Origin of the sequence: Caballeronia sp. LZ001 (assembly GCF_031450875.1) — a bacterium.
Lineage (GTDB): Bacteria > Pseudomonadota > Gammaproteobacteria > Burkholderiales > Burkholderiaceae > Caballeronia.
The window spans coordinates 515,170-535,909 of the sequence record NZ_JARTVX010000004.1; the positions used below are offsets into that span (position 1 = coordinate 515,170).

The following is a 20,740-nucleotide window of genomic DNA, read 5'->3' on the forward strand; positions in this document are numbered from 1 at the left end:
AAGCACCACGGGCGAAATGTCGCCCATCGAAACGCTCGCCGCACGCGCGGGCTTCGAAGTCGAATGGCAGAACGCGCACAAGGCGATGCAGCGCGTGCCGGAAACGACGCTGCGCATTCTGCTCGAAAAGCTCGGCCTGCCGTGTGGCAACGCCTCGCAGATCAAGCAGAGCATGGCCGCCGTCGATGCCGAAATGAGCGGCCGCAAGTTGCCGCCGCTCATCACGGCGGAAGTGGATCGCGGCATTGCGTTGCCGGTGTCGGCGGCGAAGTCGGGCGTGCGCTATCGCATCGAACTGGAAAGCGGCGAGGTTATCGACGGGCGTTTTACCGCGCCTAAAGGCGAGACCGCATTGCTCTCGCCGATATCGGAGCCGGGCTATCACACGCTCGTCATCAACGACCATCGCACGACGCTGGCGGTAGCGCCCGCGCGCTGCTACACCATCGACGATGCGTGGCGCGCGCTCGACGACGCAACCGACCAAGCCGCCGCTGAAACCGCGCCGCCGCTTTGGGGCGTCGCCGCGCAAGTCTATGGTTTGCGCCGTCTGGGCGATGGCGGCGTCGGCGACTTCACGGCGCTGGCCACGCTCGCGACGCAGAGCGCGAAGCGCGGCGCTCATGCGCTCGCCATTAGTCCGATGCACGCCATGTTCAGCGCCGAGCCGAACAAGTTCAGTCCTTATTCGCCTTCGTCGCGGCTCTTTCTGAACATCGCGCACGTCGATCCCGCCGCCGTGTTCGGCGCGGCCGCCGCGCGCGCCGCGATCGAACATGCCGGTGTGGCGGATGAATTCGCCGAACTCGAAGCGCTGCCGCTCATCGACTGGCCGCGCGCCATGAAAGCGCGCCTGGCCATTCTGCGCGCGCTCTTCGAGACGTTCTCGGCCGACAGCGCATCGCCTTTGGCGCAAGACTTCGCTTCGTTCGTCGAGGAAGGCGGGCGTGCGCTCGAAGATCATGCACGCTTCGAAGCGCTGCAGGCAGCGCAGCTTGCGGAAAACGGCGAAGGCCACTGGCGCAACTGGCCAGACGAACTGCGCGATCCGCGCAGCGATGCGGTCGCCGCATTCGCCGAAGCCAATCGCCATGAAGTCCAGTTCTTTCTCTTCACGCAATGGCTCGCATCGAAAGGCCTGCTGCACGCGCAACGCGCGGCGCGCGACGCGGGCATGGCCGTGGGACTCGTCGCGGACCTTGCCGTCGGATGCGACAGCGCGGGCAGTCATGCATGGTCGTATCGCGACGAAATGCTGACAGGCGTGTCGGTCGGCGCGCCGCCCGATCTCTTCAATCAGGCCGGGCAGTCGTGGGGACTCACCACCTTCTCGCCCCGCGCCATGCGCACGCAAGGCTTCTCGGCGTTCATCGACATGTTGCGTTGCGCGTTCGCGCGCGCGGGCGGCATTCGTATCGATCACATTCTCGGGCTGAGGCGGCTGTGGCTCGTGCCCGAAGGCGAAAGCGCGAAAGACGGCGCCTATCTGCGCTACCCGCTCGAAGACCTCTTGCGGCTGATTGCGCTGGAATCGTGGCGGCATCGCGCGATTGTCGTCGGCGAAGACCTCGGAACCGTGCCGCCGGGCTTCACCGAACGCTTGCAGGAGCACGGCTTGCTTGGCATACGAGTGCTGTGGTTCGAACGCGAAGTGGATGGCCCCGGCTTCAAGCCGCCGCGCGAGTGGGACAGCGGCGTGACCGCTACCACGACCACGCACGACCTGCCGACCGTCACCGGATGGTGGCGCGGCGAGGATATCGTGTGGCGCTCGAAGATAGGCCAGACGGCGGCGCGCGAAGACGGCCGCGATGCGGTGGAAGTAGCGCAGGAAGAGCGTGGCGCCGATCGTGGCTTACTATGGCGCGCTTTCCAGGAAGCGGGTATTGCTCCGTCCGATATCGATGCGCCTCCGGTCGAGGAAGCGCCCGTGGATGAAGCGCTCGCTTTCGTGGCCGCGACGCCCGCGCCGCTCGTCACGTATCCGCTCGAAGATCTGCTTGGGCTTGCTGAACAGCCGAATCTGCCCGGCTCGATCGACGAGCATCCGAACTGGCGGCGCCGTCTTGCCGCGCCTGTCGAGGAACTGTTTCTCGACGACGCATTTTCCGAACGACTGCTCGCGGTGGATGCCGCGCGCAAGCGTTCGACGCAATCCGACAATGTTGATTCACCCAAACCAGCCGACTCACCATGACCGTTCCGCGTTCCACGCTCAGGCTCCAGCTTCATAAGGACTTCACTTTCGACGACGCCGCGGCGCAAGTGGATTATTTCGCTTCGCTCGGCGTCAGTCATGCGTATGCGTCGCCGATCACGACCGCGACGAGCGGCTCCACGCACGGCTACGACACCGTCGACTACACGAAGGTCAATCCGGAGCTGGGCGGCGAGGAAGCCCTGCGGCGCTTCGTCGAGAAGCTGCGCGCGCACGACATGGGACTGATCGTCGATGTCGTGCCGAATCACATGGGCGTGGGCGGTTCGGAAAACGCATGGTGGCAGGACATCCTCGAATGGGGACGTCACGCGGCGCATGCGCGCTTCTTCGACGTGGACTGGCATTCGCCCGATCCTGCATTGCGCGGCAAGGTGCTCGCGCCGTTTCTTGGCGCTTCCTATGGCGACGAGTTGCAGGGCGGCAAGATCAAGCTCGCGTATCGGCCGGATGAAGGACGCTTCGTGGTGGAGTACTACGCGCATGTGTTCCCGATCTGTCCTGTCGATTACCCGGTCGTGCTGCAAGAAGCGCCGGAACTCGCGCACCGTTTCTCCGGCTTGACGACGCAGCCTGCCGATCAGCCGCGCGCGGCCGAAGCGCGCAATGCGCTCGCGACCATTGCTCAAACGGAAGGCGGCAAGGCCGCGATCGAAGCGATTCTCGCCGCGCATTCGCCGGACACACCGGTTGGACGCGAGCGGCTGCATCGTCTGCTCGAACGGCAGCATTATCGCCTCGCATGGTGGCGCACGGCCGCCGACGAAGTGAACTGGCGGCGTTTCTTCGACGTGAGCACGCTCGGCGGCGTGCGCGTCGAGCGGCCTGAAGTGTTCGAGGCATCGCACGCGCTCATCTTCAGGCTCTTTACCGAAGGGTTGATCGACGGCGTGCGGATCGATCACGTCGATGGTCTTGCCGAACCGCGCGAGTACTGCCAGCGCCTGCGCGCGCGGCTCGAAGAGTTGTCCGCGCAACGGCCTGAGGCTTTACGGCATGGCAACGGCCATACGTATTTCGTCGTCGAAAAGATTCTCGCGCGCGGCGAACCGCTGCGCCGCGACTGGCAAGTGGATGGCACCACGGGCTACGACTTCATGAACGATGTCGGCGCGCTGCTGCACGACCCGGCAGGCGCCGAGCCGCTCGCCGCGTTGTGGGCCGATATCACCGGCCGAAGCGCGAGCTTCGCCGACGAAGCGCTCGCCGCGCGCCGCAAGATTCTCGCGGAAAACTTATCGGCGGAACTGGATCGCGTGACGCGCGCGCTGCATCGCATTGCACGCGACTCGCACAACACGCGCGACTTCACGTTCACGTCGATCCGTCGCGTGGTCGCGGAACTGGTGATTCAGTATCCGGTGTATCGCATCTATCCCGTGAGCAGCGTGCGCAGCGCCGAGGATGAGAAGTACTTCTCGCAAGCGCTGAATGCCGCGCGCGCATCGCTTTCGAGTGCGGATCATGTCGTGCTCGATCAGGTGGCGCAGTGGCTTGGCGGCAAGCTGCCCGACGAAGCGCCGGTCAGCACGCCACCGGCCGAGCGCGCGGAACGCCCGCGTGAGCGCGCCGCCGAACGTGGACGCGACCGGAACCAGAGTCAGGCGACGGCTGGGCAAAACGCGCAGCCGTCGAGCGGATCGCAGCGGCGCGCGGCGCAGACGCTTTTTTCGCAGCTCACATCGCCGGTTGCGGCAAAGGCGGTCGAAGACACGGCGTGTTATCGCTATGGAAGGCTCATCTCGCGTAACGAAGTGGGCGCGGACCCCGGCGAGTTTTCTTTGTCCGTCGAGGATTTCCACGCGGGCAACAAGGAACGCTTTGCCGCGTTCCCGCACGCCATGCTTTGCACCGCGACGCACGATCACAAGCGCGGCGAAGACGTGCGCGCGCGCATCGCGGCATTGAGCGAGATTCCGGAAGAATGGGCGACCACGCTCAAGCAATGGTCGACGCTGAACACGCCGTTGCGTCGTGGTGCCGATGCCGGCCACGACTGGGCGCCCGGCCCCGGCGCCGAAGCGATGCTGTACCAGACGCTCGTCGGATGCTGGCCGCTCACGCTCTCGCCGGATGACGAAGCCGGCGTTCAGGAGCTGGCCGAACGCGTCGCGCAATGGCAGTTGAAGGCGTTGCGCGAAGCCAAGTTGCGCACGAGCTGGTTCGCACCGGACGAGGCGTATGAAAATGCCTGCCGCGAGTTCCTTTTCGATATCGTCTCGCCGCAGCGGCGCAATGGCTTTTTGCAGGAGTTGTCGGCGTTCGTGGCGCGGCTCGGGCCGCTGGGCGTGATCGACAGTCTGCAGCAGACGTTGTTGCGACTGACATCGCCGGGCGTGCCGGACCTTTATCAGGGCACGGAGCTTTGGGACTTCAGTCTCGTGGACCCTGATAATCGCCGCCCGGTCGATTTCGAATTGCGTCGCAAGTGGCTTGCGGAAGTGGACCAGAAAGGTCCGCCTTCGGAGCAACTCGCCAACTGGCGCGATGGGCGCATCAAGTTGGCGGTGGTGCAGCGTGCGCTCGCGTTGCGCAAGCACTGCGAGTCGCTCTTTGCGCAAGGTGAGTATGTGCCGCTCGCCATCGAGGGCGAACATGCTGACCGCGTGATCGCTTACGCGCGCCATGCCGGTAGCGCTTACGCAATCGTGATCGCCACGCGGCTCGCCGCGCCATTGCTGCCTGCTGGCAGCGATGTGCCGCTCGTCAAGGCGGAAAGCTGGGGCGATACGGCGGTCATTCTTCCGGAAGCGTTGCGTTCCCGTGCGCTCTTCGACTGGCTGAGCCCGAATGCGCCGAAGGCGGACGGCGAAAAACTGTTCCTGCGCGATGCGCTGGCTTCGATGCCCGTGGCCTTGCTCGTTGAAGAAGGCGTGCCTTGCGCATGATCAAGGCATGAGTTAGTGAGACATGAGGCGGGCGCGCTTCTCGCCACGCGCCCCGCCCTAGCCTGTACTTCTACTCGGCGTGCTCGACCTCTTCCTCGCGCGGATACACCCGCACCAGCACGATACGCGGCCCGTTCATCTTCTTGACGACGATGTCGAAGGCGTCGAACTCGACGCGCTGCCCTTCCTGCGGCAAGTCCCCGAGCGCATTGATGACGAGCCCGCCGACGGACTCCGCGCGGCCTTCGTCGATATCGATGCCAAGCGCGCGTTCCAGTGAAACCACCGGCAAGCTGCCCTTGCCCATCAAAGTGCCGTCGTCCATGCGCGACCAGTCGGCATCGCCCTGACGGAATTCGTCGTGAATCTGACCGACGAGCGCGCCCAGCAGATTGTCGAGCGTGATAAAGCCGATGGGCTTCGCGCCCTTGCGTCCCACGATGGCGAAATGCGGCGCGCCCTTGCGAAAGCGCCGGAACAGTTCCAGCGCCGACAGATTGGGCGCGACGTATTGCACGGGACGGACATGGCGCGCGAGCTTCTCGATCTTTTCGGCATCCTTCGAAAAGCTGAAGTTGAAGCCGCGCGCTTCGCCGTCGCCCGCGAGGAACAAATCCTTCAGATGGATCATGCCGAGCACGCGTTCGCCGGAAGCATCCGCGAACAACGGATAACGGCTGAAGCGATGCCGCGAGATCACGGCCAAGTTATCGCGCATGGGCAAGTCGTTGCGCAGGCCGACGAGTTCGTGCGCGGGACGCATCAGGTCCGACACCGTCATGCGGCTGAAGTCGAGCGAATGCGCGATGGTGTTCCACTCGTCCGCGTTATACGAAGACGCCCCGCCAAGACGACGCCCGCGCAGAATGAGCTTGAGTTCGTCGGTGGAATAGTGGGCGTCGTGACCGTGTTCCGCCGACATGCCGAAAAGCCGCAACACGAGATTCGCGCTCGAGTTGAGCACCCAGATGAACGGGTACATGGCCCAGTAAAAGCCATAGAGCGGCGTGGCGAGCCACAGGCCGACCTGCTCGGGACGGCGAATGGCCCACGACTTGGGCGCGAGTTCGCCGACCACGATATGCAGAAACGAGATGACCGAGAACGCGAAGAAGAGCGACACGGACTCGACCAGCTTTTCCGACTGAACGCCGATGAGCGCAAACAGCGGATGCAGCAGCGAAGCGAACGCGGGTTCGCCTATCCACCCAAGCCCGAGCGACGCGAGCGTGATGCCCAGCTGACACGCGGACAAATAGGCGTCCAGCTGGCTATGCACCTTCGCGAGCAGACGCCCCGGCAGGCCGTTGGTCCGCGCGATGGCCTGCACGCGCGTCGCCCGTAACTTGACGAGCCCGAATTCCGCCCCGACGAAAAAACCATTCAGGGCAACGAGCAACAATGCGCCGACCAGCGCGACAACCTGAGCCAAAGCAACTCTCTTCGAAAGTGGAAAGCGTCAGTATATGGGCGACAGGCAAACGAAAGTCAATTTACGTCCTCAATTACATTCCCGCCACCGGAATACGCATGGTGGCCGTGACGGCTGCACCATTGACGATATCCGTGTGCTCGAACGCGCCGCCATGCGCCTCTGAAATGCGCTTGCAAAGCGCAAGGCCCCACGCGATGCGGCCGGCTTCGCGCGGCTCCAGCGCCTGTCTGCGCGCGAATGCCTCGAGTACATGCGCGGCCGATGCATCGGTCAATGCGGACGCCGCAACCGTGAAGCGCACGTCGGTGCGCCACGTGCTGCCTTCGATGCTGCTCGATACCTGCACCGTCGTGTCGCGCGCGCTTGCTTCGGTGGCGAATGCCGCCATGAGCCAGAGCGCGTTGGTGAGCCGATCGGCGTCGCCTTCCACTTGTTCTTCCACGAGCGGCGAGTCGAGCGTGATGCTCACGCCGCGTCGCTCGCCGATAGCCTCGCGTGCGAGCGCGACGCCACGCTCGAGAAGAGCGCGCGCGGCGGCAGGCGCGACGGCAAGCGCGACGGCCTTGGTTTCGGCACGCGTCGTATCGATCGACTGTTCGATCAGCTTGACCTGCTGTTCGACGCCCGAGCGAATGCCCGTGAGCGCGCGCTGGGCGGCGGGGTCGTTTGCATCGACCTTGCGCTCGAGCACATAGCCCCAGCTATGAATGGCGTTGAGCGGACCGCGCAAGTCGTGCGATACGACCGAGAGCACGTGATCGCGCATGAACAGCGCGGCTTCGGCTCGCAGATGCGCGATGCGCGCTGCGTTGTCGCTAGCACCCGTCGCGTTCGCGCAGGTCGAGACGATCAGCGTCACGGATTCGGCGACGGGCAGCGCAAGTATGTTGAAGACTCGCGTGGAATCGTCCTCCTCGATGCTGACCTGCGCGCGCCGGGCGCCGTTGCCCGCGAGCGCGGCATCGGCTGCAAGCGAAAGCGACGCGATCAACGGAGCGGGCAGCGGGACATCGGCGAGTGCGCGTCCGCGCAGCGCGGTGGAATCGACATCGAAGAGATGGGAGAAGACGGCGTCGGCACTGAGGCAGCGTTGGGCCGCATCGAGCACCAGCAAGCCATCGTTTCCGGCGACGGCCGTATCGAAGGACTGAGTGTCTCCGGGCTCGACCGTACTGGAAAATGACGTGGTCACGGTTTTGGGTCCTTGCGTGGATCGGTGTTGAGGTTCTGTCGCGAGCGGCGTTCCGGTCACCAGGAGCGCGTCGCGCGAGGCCAAGTCTGCGGGTCTTCCGAGAGGCCATTATAGGTGAGCGCCTGCCGCACGAACGGCTCTGTTTGCTCACGAACTACGGGGCAATTCCAGCAATTGGCGTGCACGGACGTGCGAAGAAAACGAGGGCGTCATGCGTCCCGGATTCAACCATTGCGAAACCGCGCCGATATACAGTCAGTGCAATTCAAATGGCCGATATCCGCGGATAACCAACGCTCTCATCCGCTATACCCGCCATTTGCGAGAAGCAATTGAAACACGCGTGTCTTTTACTCGCTCTAAGCTGATTATCCACGCCTGACAAGGATTCAGCGGGTTTTGCAGAGCGATGCACGAAATCGCGCTTGAAGATACGGAAATCGTTTGCGAAGAAGCGGAAATTTCATGCGTGCGTCGGCGAACATTCCAAGCTTACAACTGCCTATAGCATTTGTCAGGAGACTACGTATGGACGGCTGGTCGACCTTTATTGTCGGCCCTCGAACGCCGGCCGCGGCCACGGTGGCTTCATCTAAAACTTAATCCGGTGACACGAGCCTATGACACGCGTCGAGAGCGACACCCCCAGAACCTTGCTGTCGGTGATCATTCCCGCCTATAACGTCGAGCACTTTATAGCCGCATCGTTGGAATCCGCGCTTTCGCAGCCGCGCTCCGACGAGATCGAACTTATCGTTATCGACGATGGTTCCACCGACCAGACACTCGCCCGCATTCTCGAAGTGCAGAAGCGCGCGCATGGCAAGCAGATTCACGTGATTCACCAGGAAAACCGCGGTGTTTCCGCCGCACGCAATCGCGCGATTGCAGAAGCGAAATCGCCCTATATCGGCTTTCTCGATTCCGACGATGTCTGGTCCGCGGATTTCACCGCCAAGATCATGCCGCTCCTCGACGCGCAAGCCGCGGACATAATCGAGTTCAACGTGGGCATCATCAATTCTGGCGGCAAGGTCATCGACAACGTGAAGCTGATCGACCGCTCGACCATCGGCTCGCGCACGTGCGATCTCGACGCGCTGCTCGACTTCGCGCACGTGTATCAGGTGTTCCCGGCCGCGCGTGTCTACAAGCGCGAATTGTGGGACGGCATCGAGTTTCCGGCAGGCCGCGTGTACGAAGACGCCGCCGCCATTCCGCTCGTCTACGCGCGCGCCCGCACGCTGCATCGTCTGGCCGACGAACTGTATTCTTACCGCCGCCGCGCGGGCAGCATCACGACCAAGGCCACGACCTATACGGTCACGAGCCTCACGATCTGCGCGGAAGAAACGCTGCAACGCTGCGATGGCGGTCCGTACGACGCCTTCTGGCTCGCCATGTTCCACAAGATTTTCGGCTATGCGTGCCACCAGGCCGCGCGTGTGGATGCCCGCGCCTATGACGATGCGATCCGCGCGATCGAAGCCACGGCGGAGCGATATCGCGTGTTCGCGACGCAGCGCGGCGAAGAATCGAAGGAATTGCGTTTCCACAAGAAGATTGCCGCGGACCGCCGCCTGTTTCTCGCCAAGCGCCTGATCAAACGCGTGCTGGGCATGGAACTTCGCGCGCCCGCCGCCGCGCCGCGCGCGATGCCCGCAGGCAACCGATGACTCCGCGTATAAAGGCGCACTGATGCAGATCTATCCGATCAAGCCCGGCTTCACCGCTGGCGAACCGTTCGAAATCGCCGTGCAACCGGGATCGCGGTTTTCCATCGCCATCTATCGGCAAGGGCATGACGAGAATCTGACGAGCGTGGGCGGCGTGGCCGTTCAGGCAGGCGGCGCCGTTACGGCGGAACTCAAGCACGGCAAGTACGTGTTCCAGTCGCCGGGCCGCATGACGCCCGTGCGCTTCGACGAAGACTGGGGCTGGCCGACCATCACCATCAAGCCGAACACGGCGTCGCTCGAAACGGGCGCGTATGTGGTGATCGCGTATGAAGTCGGCGGCAAGGGCGAGCCCCTGACCGAGCTCGGTCGACGCGCCGCCACGCACAAGCCGATCTTCGCGGGACCGCCCGACAGCGACAGCATGGCACTCGTCATCGCGCGGCCGCGCAAGCCTTCCGCCGATATCGCGTACATCGTGCCGATCAACACGTACCACGCATACAACTCCATCGGCGGCGGCTGTTACTACGGCGACCCGATTCATCGCACGAAGCCCGCGACACGTGTGAGTCTTCGTCGGCCAGGCGGCGGTCTTGGCGCGCAACTCGGCGAGCCGAACGATCCCTATGATTCGCGCTCGCCGCGTCAGCAATTCACGCATTGGGATGCGAAGTTCATTCGCTGGCTCAAGGCGGAAGGAATTGCTTGCGACTTCTACACCGACCACGATCTGCATCGCGGCACGGATCTCAAGCTCGCGAACTACCGCTGCATGTTGAGCGTGGGGCATCACGAATACTGGACCACGGAGATGCGCGAGCGCGTGGCGGGCTTCATCGCGCAAGGCGGCAACCTCGCGGTCTTCAGCGGCAATACGTGCTTCCGTCCGGTCGATTTCGGCGATGCGCCTATCGAAGGCGATCCCAAGATCATGAACCGGCTTGCCGAGAAATGGCCCGATCACGATGAATCGAATCTCATCGGCCTGAGCTATGGTTACGGCGGCGGAAAATACGGCGAATGGAAACGCTTGCGCGGCGGATGGATCAGACGCGAGCGCGAAGCGATCGGATTTACGGTGCGTCAGGCGAATCACTGGGTCTTTGCAGGCACCGGCTTGCGAGAAGGTCAGACGTTCGGCGCGGAAGATCGTCTCGTAGGCTATGAAGTGGATGGCGTTCCGCCTGTCGCGAATGGCTTCGTGACGCTTGCGGATACCGTCAAGCTCGCGGGCTGGGATGTCGGCGGCGCGGGCGCAATGGGCGTCTTCAAGCCCGATGCGAATGGCTCGCCAAAACAAGGCGAAGTGTTCAATGGCGGCACCACGGACTGGGCGCGCGTTCTCATGAACACGAGCGCGCAGAGCCATGTCGTCGTCGATCAGATCACGCGTAACGTCGTGCGACGGTTCATCGGCTTGCCGCCGCTCGTGATCGAGCGACACGACACGCTTCTGGACCAGACAGTGAACAACGAGAGCGAGATTGCTAGCGCGATGCTCACCCAATAGTCAAGTGGTAGCCGGCAGTGTGCGTGTGCAAACCCACTGACGAATAAATTTTTTTATTGTTAAATACGTTCGGCACGACAACATGAACCGCTTCGCGTGGGCTTACCGCTCGAGAGCGGTTCATGTCGTTCATACTTGCGCTCCTTTGCCCTGAGGCCAAGGCGAGGATGTGTCTAACCCCATTGGTCTTGCTGCGCTCGAAGTGGCGCATGCGCCTGACGAAACGATTCGTTACACGCGTTGTCATGCAATGCCCTTTCAAACGGGCGAACATGCGACAAGGCCGCAAACTGCGTTACCGCGATCAGTCAGCGCTCAAGCCGGAACCTATCGTTACATGGCATCTTTTCGAAAGAACTTCACCATTCTGATGACGTTGCAGGTATCCACATACCTCGCACCGCTTCTCACGCTGCCGTGGCTTGCGCGCGTACTCGGCCCCAGCGAATATGGACGCCTTTCGTTCGCACTCGCCTTCTCCGCTTATTTCATCACGCTTACGAATTACAGTTTCTCGTTGACGGCGACACCAAGAGTCTCGATCAATCGCGATGACCGCGCCATGCGCTCGCAGGTCTTCTGGGAAACCATCCTCACGCAAAGCGTGCTTGCGCTTGCAGGCTTCATCATCCTGCTCGCGGTGACGTTCATCGTGCCGTATCTTGCGGAAAACCGCGACTTGCTGCTCTTGGGCTTCGGCATGGCGGTTGGCTCCATGCTCATTCCCACGTGGTATTTCCAGGGCGTGGAAGACCTCGGCATGATCAGCGTATTCGTATTTATCGGACGCGCCTTGAGCATTCCGGCGATGTACCTCTTCGTGCGTCATCGCGGCGATGTCGATATCGCCATGGCCGTCAACACGCTCGTGCCGTTGTGCTCGGGCATCGCAATTTGCACGTATTTGTACTTTCGACGCGAACTCGACTTCGTGCCGGTATCCCTGCCGACCATCTTCACGCGCCTCAAGGAAGGATGGAGCGTGTTCATGGCCACTTCGCTCGTCGATATCTATGCATCGAGCAATATCGTCTTGCTCACCTTCATTGCGGGCAATGTGGCGGGCGGCTACTTCGCGGCCGGCGACAAGCTGATTCGCGCGGCGTTGAACATGCTTCAGCCGCTCAAGACGGCCGCTTATCCGCGCGTGAGCTTCCTCATGCATCATGCGCGCGACGACGCCTTCGCCTTTCTGCGCAAGATGTTCGTGCTGCAAGGGTCGATCGTCTCGCTCATCTCCGTATGTATTTTCTTCGGCGCGCCGCTTGCCGTGAAACTGCTTTATGGTCCCCAGTTCGCGCCGACCGTCGACGTGCTGCGCTGGATGGCGTTCGTCCCGTTGATGGCCGGCCTCTCCGATCTCTTCGGCGTTCAGACCATGCTTCCACTCGGCATGAAGGCGCAATTCAGCCGTGTACTCATCGCTTCGGCGGTTCTGAACTTCGGTCTTCTCGCCGTGCTTGCCAGGCTCTTCGGCGAGCAAGGCGCGGCAGCCACCGTGCTGATCGTCGAGACGTCGATTGCCACCGCAATGTTCTGCACCCTGCACTTCCAGGGCGTACCCCTGCTCCGGCGCGCCATGCCGGAAAGCGCCGGTTCCTGACCAGGCTTGAATCGTGCACAAGGCACGTTTGCATCGGCATGACGAGCCTTAAACGGCTCCGTCATGCGGTGCATGGTTAGCCACTCCTATCTAATGTCCAGACGATTCAAGCTCCCACGTTTCCGTTCGACGACGCACCGTTACTGCAAAAGTTGCGTTTTTGTATGTGTCGAAACGCACGGACGCCAATTGTTTGAGCCGATATCGTATTAGTAACAACATCAGGTAGGCAGGGTGAGGACCGGAATGAACTCAAACGACCCGACGCTCGAACGTGTGCGAGAACTCGCTGATCGTGCAGACAGGCTGCGTATGCAGTCCGTCGCGATTCCGCTCAAGGAACTCAAAGCCCTTGTGCAACTTTGCGACCAAGCGCTCGAACAGAAATACGCTTGGCTTAAGGCCGAATCGGAAGTCGATTAACCCGCTGCCTTGCTCGCTTGCATTCGTCTTTAACTGCGTGAACAAACTGTCGACGTTGGCCTAAGAATTCTTTAGACCAGTTCGCAGTTTTGATTTTCCTTATGCCAGATTCGCTAACGCGGGCTTTGCAAAGCCGATTAGCAGGGGAATCAGCAAGTCCGTGTGCGTTGCCGCCCGGTTCTGAGAGATCGAGGCGCACCGGTTAGGTTGCATATGTATTAATCGAACAGAAAAACTCAGGTCGATTAGTGATACTGCATTCCAGGCCGTCATAGATGCCTCCTTCGACGGAACCGATAACGGACCCAGCGAGGCGCGTTGGCAAGCGGAGCTCACCACTCCACCTATAAACACAAGACCGCCGTGCCTTCTCAATTGCGAATGCCGCGGGCGCTCGGCTTTTGCTCATTGCAGAGTTCTATATGAAAGAGATCGTACATATAACCGAAGCCTTTGGAGGGGGAGTCCTCTCCATGCTCACTCAGCTCTCGAACCGTGCTGCGGCTGCAGGCGTCGGCGTCACGATCCTCCACTCCATCCGGCCCGAAACGCCGAACAACTTCGCGAGCCTCTTTCATCCGGCCGTGAAGCTCGTCTACGTGAGCATGTTTCGCGAAGTCAGTGTGAAGAAAGACTGGACGAGCATGTGGGAGCTGGTGCGCAAGCTCAAGGAATGCAATCCGTCGGTCGTGCATTTGCATTCGTCCAAGGCGGGTGTGCTGGGACGGGCCGCCGCCCGCATTGCCGCGCCGCGTGCCCGCGTGTTCTATTCGCCGCATGGCCTTGCGTTTCTGCGTCGCGATGTATCGGCGGCAAAGCAGTTTGCTTATCTCAGCTTCGAGCGCATTGCAGCACGCATGGGCGGCACCATTGTCGCGTGCTCCAAGAGCGAACAGCACGAGATAGAAACGCAGATGCGCACGCGCAACACGGAGATGATCGAGAACGGCGTCAACGTGCTGGAGATTCCTTCGCGTCTTGAGAAAGACGGCCGTGAAGTCGTGGTCGGCATGAGCGGACGCGCATCGTTCCAGAAGAATCACGAAGCCTTCGTGCAGCTCGCCACCGATCTGCGCAACTCCACGACGCAATTCTTGTGGATCGGCGGAAACCTCGATGAATTGCCCGGTCAGACTGCGAGTGATTCAGTCGTATGCAGCGGCTGGGTCACGCGTGAACGCGCGCTCGCCCTGACCTCCGGCCTCGACATCTATGTGCAGACCTCGCGCTGGGAAGGCATGCCGATCGCGTTGATCGAAGCGCAGGTCGCGGGCATTCCCGCTGTCGTGACAGACGTGGTCGGCAATCGCGATGTCGTCTTGCACGGGCAGACTGGCTTCGTCGCCACGACGCACGAAGACATGCAAAAGTACATCGCCATGTTGCGCGACGACCCTATCCTGCGTGCGCGCATGGGCGAAACCGCGAAAAGAACGGCTAGCCGGCGCTTCTCGATGGAAGCCATCTTCCGCAAGTGGCTCTCGGTGTACGAATTCGGTTCGGACAGGTACTTGAAAGAGCCCGTCGAATCGAACGAATTCGAATCGTACGAACCCACTTCCGAATCACAGTACTGACCCGCCCGAGACATGGACACATCAATTGCCCCGAACAAGCTCGTCTACAACGGCAGGTTCACGAGTCAGAAGACCACCGGCGTACAACGCGTTGCGCGCGAGCTCGTAGCCGCGCTCGTCAAGCTGCCGCAAGGCTCGCATGTGACGCTTGCCGTGCCGCCGCAAGACGGGCTCGAACCCGTGGCCGGCGTCGAAACCGTGAAGCTCGGCTTCGGTAAAGGCGTGCTGTGGGAACAATTCGTCCTGCCACTCTTTGCGGGCCGCTCGCGCATTGTCAATCTGAGTAACTCGGGTTCGATCTTTCGCGCGAACCAGGTCATCTACATGCACGATGCCGCGGTGTTCGACACGCCCGCGCACTTCTCGTGGAAGTTCCGCATGTGGTATCGCGTGATGTTCTGGATACTCGCGCGCACGTCGAGTTGCGTGATGACGAATTCGGAGTTCTCGCGCGACCGCCTCGCGCATCATGTCGGTGTGGATGCCAAACGTATCGGCGTCGTGCCGCTCGCAGCGGACCATCTCGATCACGTCGTGCCGGACCGGTCCGTCATCAAGGATCTCGATCTCACGCCGAACCGGTACGTGCTTGCAGTGAGCAGCATGAACCCGACAAAGAACTTTCAACGTCTTGTCGACGCGTTCATTCGACTGAACGATCCGTCTATCGACCTCGTTATTGTCGGCATGAAGAACGCCACTATTTTTGGCCGCGCGCATGATCTCTCTAGTGCGCCTAACATCAAGCAAGCGGGCTACGTGAGCGATGAAAAGCTCAAAGCTTTATATCAGGATGCAGCTTGCTTTCTTTATCCTTCGATTTACGAAGGATTCGGCATTCCGCCGCTGGAAGCCATGCGCAACGGCTGTCCGACGCTTGTCGGACGCGCAGCGGCGCTGCCGGAAACGTGCGGCGACGCATCAATCTATTGTGATCCGTACTCCGTCGAGGATATTTCGGCTAAGCTGCGCGAATTGCTCGACTCGCCGGCACTAAGCGAGGATCTCAAGCAGCGCGGCATTGCACACGCGGAGAAGTATCGCTGGACGGAAAGCGCGCGCATGCTCATGCAGTTCATCGACAAGCCATCGCGTTGAACGCGTTTCTGGGGGAAGGCCGGTGAAGTTAGGTATTTACTGCGATTCGGGCATCAATGGCGGGCACGAGGAAATGCTCAAGCGCCTGATGCTTGCGCTCGTCGCAAGCACAGGTATCGAGACGCTTAGCATTCTCGTGCCGACCGCTAATGAACCGCTTTTTCGTTATGTAAGCGAACTATCGCTCAAGCATAAGAAAGTGAAGGTCATCGGTCTTACCTATACGGCCGAATCGCTGCGCGGAAACATGATCGAACTCGTCCGCATGGTGCGCTCCACGGCCGCCATCCTGCGTAGTCTCGAACTCGAAAAATTGTTGATCGCGCAAGGCACCATCGCTTCCGGTCTCGCAGGTCTTTTCGCCGCGCGCCAGGCGCGTGTCACCGCCGTGAGCTATCTTCCTCTCGTGGATGATGCGCCGGAAAACGCGGGCGCCGCCGAGAAGATCAAGTGGCTCATCAAGCGCGTGTTGTATCGCATGCCAGATGAATTCGTCACGCTCAACGAGCACTTGCGTGGCAAATTGCGCGCACTTGCGCCGCGTGCGCGGACCACGATCCTCGAAAACTATGTCGATGACCGCTTCAGCCGTTCAACGCTCACGCGTTCGCAAGCACGCGCATCGCTGGGTCTGCCGGATGACGGCACCACGATCATCGCGCATATCGGCAGACTGAATTTCCAGCAGAAGCGTCAGGACTTTCTGATGCAGGCTATCGAAAGTCACAAGGAAGCGTTCGCGCGAACGCTGGTGCTGATCGTCGGCGAAGGACCGGATGCGGAGCGTCTCGAAGCAATCGTCGAGAAGAGTCCCGCGCTTGCCGCATGCGTGCGTATTGTCGGGCCGCAGAAGGACGTGCTGCCGTATATCGTCGCAAGCGACACGCTCGTGTTGCCTTCAGCGTATGAAGGCGTGCCGCTCGTGATGATCGAAGCGGTGCTCGCGGAACGTCCAGTTGTCGTGTCACGGGTGTCGGGTCTCGAGTCTTATCTGCCCGATGCGCTGCTGTTTCCCGTCGACGACTCCGCGTCTTTCGTAAAGCGCGTCTTCTCGGCGAGCACCTACTCGATGGCCGCGCTCACGCGCGACTTCCGCCGCCGCTTCTCGCGTGAAGTTTTCGACGCGCAAGCGCAAAGCATCCTGACGAGCGCATCGAGCTCGCGCGGCGCGGCCAATCCCGCCACGCGCGAGCATTCGGACATGCTGGCCAAATAGTTTCGCCTTCCCGAGGTCCAGATATTGAAGCGAACGATTCTGATCGTAGTCGCCTTCTTCGGCGCAATGCTTTGCGGCTCCGTTCTGCTCTTCGCGCGCAGCGGCAGTCCCGATGCGTATCACGCAAGCCGCACCGGCGGCGCCAAGGCCGATGCCAATGCCGACACCCCATCATTCGCCGCACCCAAGATGAAATGCGGCAATGAGTCGGCCGGCGTGTTCTACGGCATTGCTGGCCATATCGAACATCGCGGTGCGTATCGCACGAGCGACTATGGTTTGCAGATTTCGCAGCTGCGCGAACTTGGCGTCACCATGTACGCCCAGGACGTCTCGAACGAAGAAAGCGCGCACATGGTCGCGGACTTCGCGCGTCAGGCGTCCAGGCAGTGCATCGGCGTGCTTGCCCTCGTGACACCGTTCGAAGTGCAGAAGCGCGCCAACGAAGCGGAAGCCTTCGCGCGCGGCTACGAACTCGGCAAGCTCTCCGGACGCATTCTAAAGGGCGTGGTGACCTACTATCAGGTGGGCAACGAGTACGACAACTGGACCATACGCGGCGATGACCGCAGCGGCGAACATCCGTCGGATTACGACAACGCGATGTACATGAAGGCGCGCGGCTCGATCCTCGGTCTCATCAAGGGCATTCGCGAATCCAACCCTGACGCCAAGATTCTGCTCACGTCATTCAGCTGGCTGCATTTCGCCTTCCCGGACATGCTCTTTTCCGGCACGCAGCCGGACGGAACCAAAGGGCATCCCGTGCCGCAGTGGGACATCACCGTGTGGCATTGGTATTCCGATATGGGTTCGATCACGTCAGCGGGATCGCAAAAGACCAACGTGCTGGAGCGTTTGCGCGACAGTTACGGCAAGCCGATCTGGATCACGGAATACGGTGTACGTCCGGATCATCCGGACCCTTCGGGATATCTCGTGGGAAAGAACGCGCTGGGTGGTTTCGTCTCGATAGCGAAGACCTATGGCATTCAGAACGTGACGCTCTACGAGCTTTACGACGACCAGCGCTTTGGTGGCGACGGCAACTACGGCGTGATTCACGACGACGGTAAAACAAAAAAACCACGCTTCGACGTGGTCCGCGAATTCATCAAAGCCAACCCTATGCCGTGAGTGCGTGCCCGGGCTCAGGCAAACCGCGCATTATCGCCCAAATCCGCCATCGCGCAAGCGGCATGCCTGACCTTTCGAGCATTACAACGTTCGGTACTTAACAGACGCAGATAACTCAGGGCCGGAAGATGCCCCTTAGGATAATTTTTTTCTATTTATCTGCAAGTATCGTAGGGGTTTGCAAGATGCGACGGGGCTGTCAAGGCCCGCGCTGACCGACGCCGCAAGCCCCAAGCATTCATGTTGCTGCGACTCACCGGCCGTACCGCCGGATTAAATAAAGCAAAGAGACGTACCGCGGCTTTAGCCGCCGGGGCATTTGTTTTTTCCAACGCCCTGACAACTACGTTCTAACTATCGAATTGAGGATGGCGCCTTTGAACACGCTCTATGTCAACTCCGGATCTTCGCGCTCAGGCAAGGACGACGGTGAATTCACCGCGAGCGATATGCTCAAACTGCTTCGCGACCATATCGGCATGCTGATGCTGTTCATCGCGGGCGCGGCCTTGCTCGCCACGGCTTATGCGTTTCTCGCCAAGCCGATCTACTCCGCCGACGTCATCATCCGCGTCGATCCGCCAGATCCAAACGCGCTCGGCATCACGCCGCAGAATCAGCAGCAGATGCAGCAGCAGGCGCAGACCGTCAATCAGATCGCGCCCGCCGAGATCTCGGTGATGCAAAGCCGTTCCGTGCTGGAACCGGTCGTTAAGCAATTTCACTTCGACATCAAAGCGAAGCCGCGTACGCTGCCGGTCCTCGGGCAGATCGCCGACCTGTTCGCCAAGCGCGGTCAACTTTCGCCCGCATGGCTCGGCCTCGATTCGTATGGCTGGGGCGGCGAGGAACTGAACATCGGCCGGCTCGACGTGCCTGCATCGCTCGAAGATTCGAAGCTCGATTTCGTGCTGCTCGACAAGAACCAGTACGAACTGCGCGACGAAGACGGCGACGTGCTCGTGCGTGGCACCGTTGGCCGTCCGGCAGCCGCGAATGGCGTGTCGATGCTCGTGGACAGCGTGGTGGGCCATCCCGGCGTGCACTTCGACGTGATCCGCTACAACACGCTCGACGCCATCGCGCTCATGCTCAAGACGATGAAGGTGACCGAGTCAGCGAAAGACACGGGCATCGTGCAGATTTCGTTCAATGCGGACGACCCCGAACTCACGGCCAATGTCGCGAACGCGCTCGGTCAGGCGTACATGTCGGCGGCAGTCGCGAGCCGTCAGGCCAACGACACCAAGACGCTCGAGTTCATTCGCGGCGAGTTGCCGCGTCTCGAAGCCGACCTGAAGACGGCCGAAGGCAATCTCAGCGCGTTCCGTTCGAAGTCGCAGTCGGTGCAGCCGGTCAACGAGGCGCAAGCGTATTTGCAAGGCAGCATCACGTCGATGCAACAGCTCGCCATGCTGCAACTGCAACGCACGCAGGCCTTGCAGCGCTTCCAGCCCGACAGCCCGCAAGTGAAGAACCTGGATCAGCAGATCGCCCAATTCGAAGCGACCAACAAGCAGATCCAGTCGCGCTTCGACAGCATGCCCGCGTCGGAGCGTCAAAGCGCCGAACTCACGCGCGATGCACGCGTGGCCGAAACCATCTACCTCGGCATGATGAACAAGGCCGAGGAGCTGTCGGTGCGTCGTGCGAGCACGAGCGGCGGCGCGCATATTCTCGACAACGCGCTGCGTCCGCATCGCCCGGTGAAGCCGAACAAGATGCTCGTGATTCTCGCGGGTACGGGTCTTGGCTTCTTCGTCGGCACGTTCTTCATCTTCCTGCGCCGTCACGCCATGATCGGCGTGACCGACCCGATGTTCGTCGAACGCCGTCTGTCGGTGCCGGTGCTGGGCGAGGTACTGTTCAGCCGCCAGCAACTCGTGCTCGATCACGAGATCGCGGTGTCGCCGGTCGGACGCGCGCTCGGCTTCTCGGGCACGCAGCAAAACGGCGCCGCGCCCAAGGCCCTGCCGCACTACGACCAGGCGCAACACGATGCCATGACCATGCCGCATGTGGACGAACGCGACGAAGACGCTCGCGTGCTTGCCTCGCGCTTCCCGCACGATCCGGCTGTCGAAGCGCTGCGCGCCGTGCGTACCGAGTTGTATCGCGATCTCGTCAATGCGCCGAACAACATCGTCATGTTGACCGGCCCGATTCCGTCGGCAGGCAAGAGCTTCGTCGCGGCCAACCTCGCCGTGCTGCTCGCGGAAATCGGCCTGAAAGTGTTGCTGATCGACGCCGACATGCGCCGTGGCCATATCGCGTCGTTCTTCAAGCAGTCGAACCCTGGCGGCCTCGCGGAAGTGCTGAAGGGCGATATCGGCATCACGGATGCGCTGCGTTACGTCGGCGTACCCGGCCTGTCGTTCATGTCGTGCGGCGGCTATCCGCAGAATCCGTCCGAATTGCTGATGATGCCGCGTTTCCGCGACATGCTCGCGCGCATGAGCGACCAGTTCGACCTCGTGCTCGTCGATACCCCGCCGTTCCTCGCCGTCACGGACGCCGCGATCGTCGCAAGCGACGCGGGATCCACGGTGCTGGTGTTGCGCTCGGGCATTCAGACCGAGGAAGAGATCGAGGAGACCGTGAAGAAGGTGCAGCGCGCGGGCGGCAGACTAGTGGGTTCGGTCTTCAACGCAATTCCGCGCCGGCGCAGCAATCGTCGCAGTTATGGCTATGCCGCGGCATACACCAGTTCGTTCAAGCCGGTGAATTAAGCTTGGCCCACTAAAAGAGCGATTACGCAACGCCG

At 61.4% G+C, this 20,740-nt stretch carries 14 protein-coding genes; 11 read left to right on the top strand and 3 right to left on the bottom strand.

The features are described from left to right. The first annotated feature begins 16 nt into the window (after positions 1-16). Both malQ and treY read left to right on the top strand, forming a co-directional pair. Entirely contained in the window at positions 17-2,197 is a 2,181-nt protein-coding gene (malQ, locus tag P9292_RS12695; protein ID WP_309964005.1) for a 4-alpha-glucanotransferase, read from the top strand. Then, entirely contained in the window at positions 2,194-5,106 is a 2,913-nt protein-coding gene (gene treY / locus P9292_RS12700; RefSeq protein WP_250526543.1) for a malto-oligosyltrehalose synthase, read from the top strand. Before malQ ends, treY begins: the two co-directional genes overlap by 4 nt. A 70-nt stretch (positions 5,107-5,176) precedes the next feature. Here treY and P9292_RS12705 read toward each other — a convergent pair whose 3' ends face one another. After that, positions 5,177-6,538 (bottom strand): hemolysin family protein, encoded by a 1,362-nt coding sequence (locus P9292_RS12705; RefSeq protein WP_250466494.1) that lies wholly within the window; start codon positions 6,536-6,538, stop codon positions 5,177-5,179. Between the two features lie 73 nt (positions 6,539-6,611). After that, complete coding sequence (locus tag P9292_RS12710) at positions 6,612-7,733, bottom strand: HAMP domain-containing sensor histidine kinase (RefSeq protein ID WP_309959294.1); 1,122 nt, start codon at positions 7,731-7,733, stop codon at positions 6,612-6,614. A gap of 620 nt (positions 7,734-8,353) precedes the next feature. Between P9292_RS12710 and P9292_RS12715 the strand changes: the two genes are divergently transcribed. After that, on the top strand, positions 8,354-9,409 hold the full coding sequence (locus P9292_RS12715; RefSeq protein WP_244829143.1) for a glycosyltransferase family 2 protein: 1,056 nt from the start codon (positions 8,354-8,356) through the stop codon (positions 9,407-9,409). A gap of 22 nt (positions 9,410-9,431) precedes the next feature. After that, positions 9,432-10,922, top strand: coding sequence for a N,N-dimethylformamidase beta subunit family domain-containing protein (locus P9292_RS12720; RefSeq protein ID WP_309959296.1), 1,491 nt, complete (start codon positions 9,432-9,434; stop codon positions 10,920-10,922). On the opposite strand, the gene P9292_RS12725 is transcribed toward P9292_RS12720, so the two are convergent. Further along, a complete protein-coding gene (locus tag P9292_RS12725; RefSeq protein ID WP_309959297.1) occupies positions 10,912-11,055 on the bottom strand; it encodes a hypothetical protein in 144 nt (47 codons plus the stop codon). The genes P9292_RS12720 and P9292_RS12725 overlap by 11 nt on opposite strands. 204 nt (positions 11,056-11,259) lie before the next feature. Here P9292_RS12725 and P9292_RS12730 point away from each other — a divergent pair, with 204 nt between their 5' ends. From P9292_RS12730 to P9292_RS12760, 7 genes are all read left to right on the top strand, one after another. Continuing rightward, positions 11,260-12,525 carry a flippase gene (locus P9292_RS12730; protein ID WP_244829141.1) on the top strand — a complete coding sequence of 422 codons (1,266 nt, stop codon included), beginning with the start codon at positions 11,260-11,262 and terminating at the stop codon, positions 12,523-12,525. Between the two features lie 246 nt (positions 12,526-12,771). Beyond that, positions 12,772-12,948: a hypothetical protein gene (locus tag P9292_RS12735; RefSeq protein ID WP_244829140.1), complete on the top strand. Its 177-nt coding sequence runs from the start codon at positions 12,772-12,774 to the stop codon at positions 12,946-12,948. Between the two features lie 422 nt (positions 12,949-13,370). Further along, positions 13,371-14,525, top strand: a complete 1,155-nt coding sequence (locus tag P9292_RS12740; protein WP_244829139.1) for a glycosyltransferase — start codon at positions 13,371-13,373, stop codon at positions 14,523-14,525. A gap of 12 nt (positions 14,526-14,537) precedes the next feature. Then, positions 14,538-15,623 carry a glycosyltransferase family 1 protein gene (locus P9292_RS12745; protein WP_244829138.1) on the top strand — a complete coding sequence of 362 codons (1,086 nt, stop codon included), beginning with the start codon at positions 14,538-14,540 and terminating at the stop codon, positions 15,621-15,623. Positions 15,624-15,645: 22 nt separating this feature from the next. Further along, positions 15,646-16,839 (top strand): glycosyltransferase, encoded by a 1,194-nt coding sequence (locus P9292_RS12750; protein WP_309959300.1) that lies wholly within the window; start codon positions 15,646-15,648, stop codon positions 16,837-16,839. A gap of 24 nt (positions 16,840-16,863) precedes the next feature. Further along, positions 16,864-17,976, top strand: coding sequence for a glycosyl hydrolase (locus P9292_RS12755; RefSeq protein WP_309959302.1), 1,113 nt, complete (start codon positions 16,864-16,866; stop codon positions 17,974-17,976). Between the two features lie 368 nt (positions 17,977-18,344). Then, positions 18,345-20,705 (top strand): polysaccharide biosynthesis tyrosine autokinase, encoded by a 2,361-nt coding sequence (locus P9292_RS12760; RefSeq protein ID WP_250466488.1) that lies wholly within the window; start codon positions 18,345-18,347, stop codon positions 20,703-20,705. Positions 20,706-20,740 lie beyond the last annotated feature (35 nt).

Excerpts from the sequence above, each read along its gene's own strand:
- P9292_RS12730 (WP_244829141.1), top strand. The coding sequence starts at position 11,260 with ATGGCATCTTTTCGAAAGAACTTCACCATTCTGATGACGTTGCAGGTA.
- treY (WP_250526543.1), top strand. The coding sequence starts at position 2,194 with ATGACCGTTCCGCGTTCCACGCTCAGGCTCCAGCTTCATAAGGACTTC.
- P9292_RS12745 (WP_244829138.1), top strand. The coding sequence starts at position 14,538 with ATGGACACATCAATTGCCCCGAACAAGCTCGTCTACAACGGCAGGTTC.
- P9292_RS12720 (WP_309959296.1), top strand. The coding sequence starts at position 9,432 with ATGCAGATCTATCCGATCAAGCCCGGCTTCACCGCTGGCGAACCGTTC.
- P9292_RS12735 (WP_244829140.1), top strand. The coding sequence starts at position 12,772 with ATGAACTCAAACGACCCGACGCTCGAACGTGTGCGAGAACTCGCTGAT.
- P9292_RS12740 (WP_244829139.1), top strand. The coding sequence starts at position 13,371 with ATGAAAGAGATCGTACATATAACCGAAGCCTTTGGAGGGGGAGTCCTC.
- P9292_RS12725 (WP_309959297.1), bottom strand. The coding sequence starts at position 11,055 with ATGAACGACATGAACCGCTCTCGAGCGGTAAGCCCACGCGAAGCGGTT.
- P9292_RS12715 (WP_244829143.1), top strand. The coding sequence starts at position 8,354 with ATGACACGCGTCGAGAGCGACACCCCCAGAACCTTGCTGTCGGTGATC.
- malQ (WP_309964005.1), top strand. The coding sequence starts at position 17 with ATGTCGCCCATCGAAACGCTCGCCGCACGCGCGGGCTTCGAAGTCGAA.
- P9292_RS12760 (WP_250466488.1), top strand. The coding sequence starts at position 18,345 with ATGGCGCCTTTGAACACGCTCTATGTCAACTCCGGATCTTCGCGCTCA.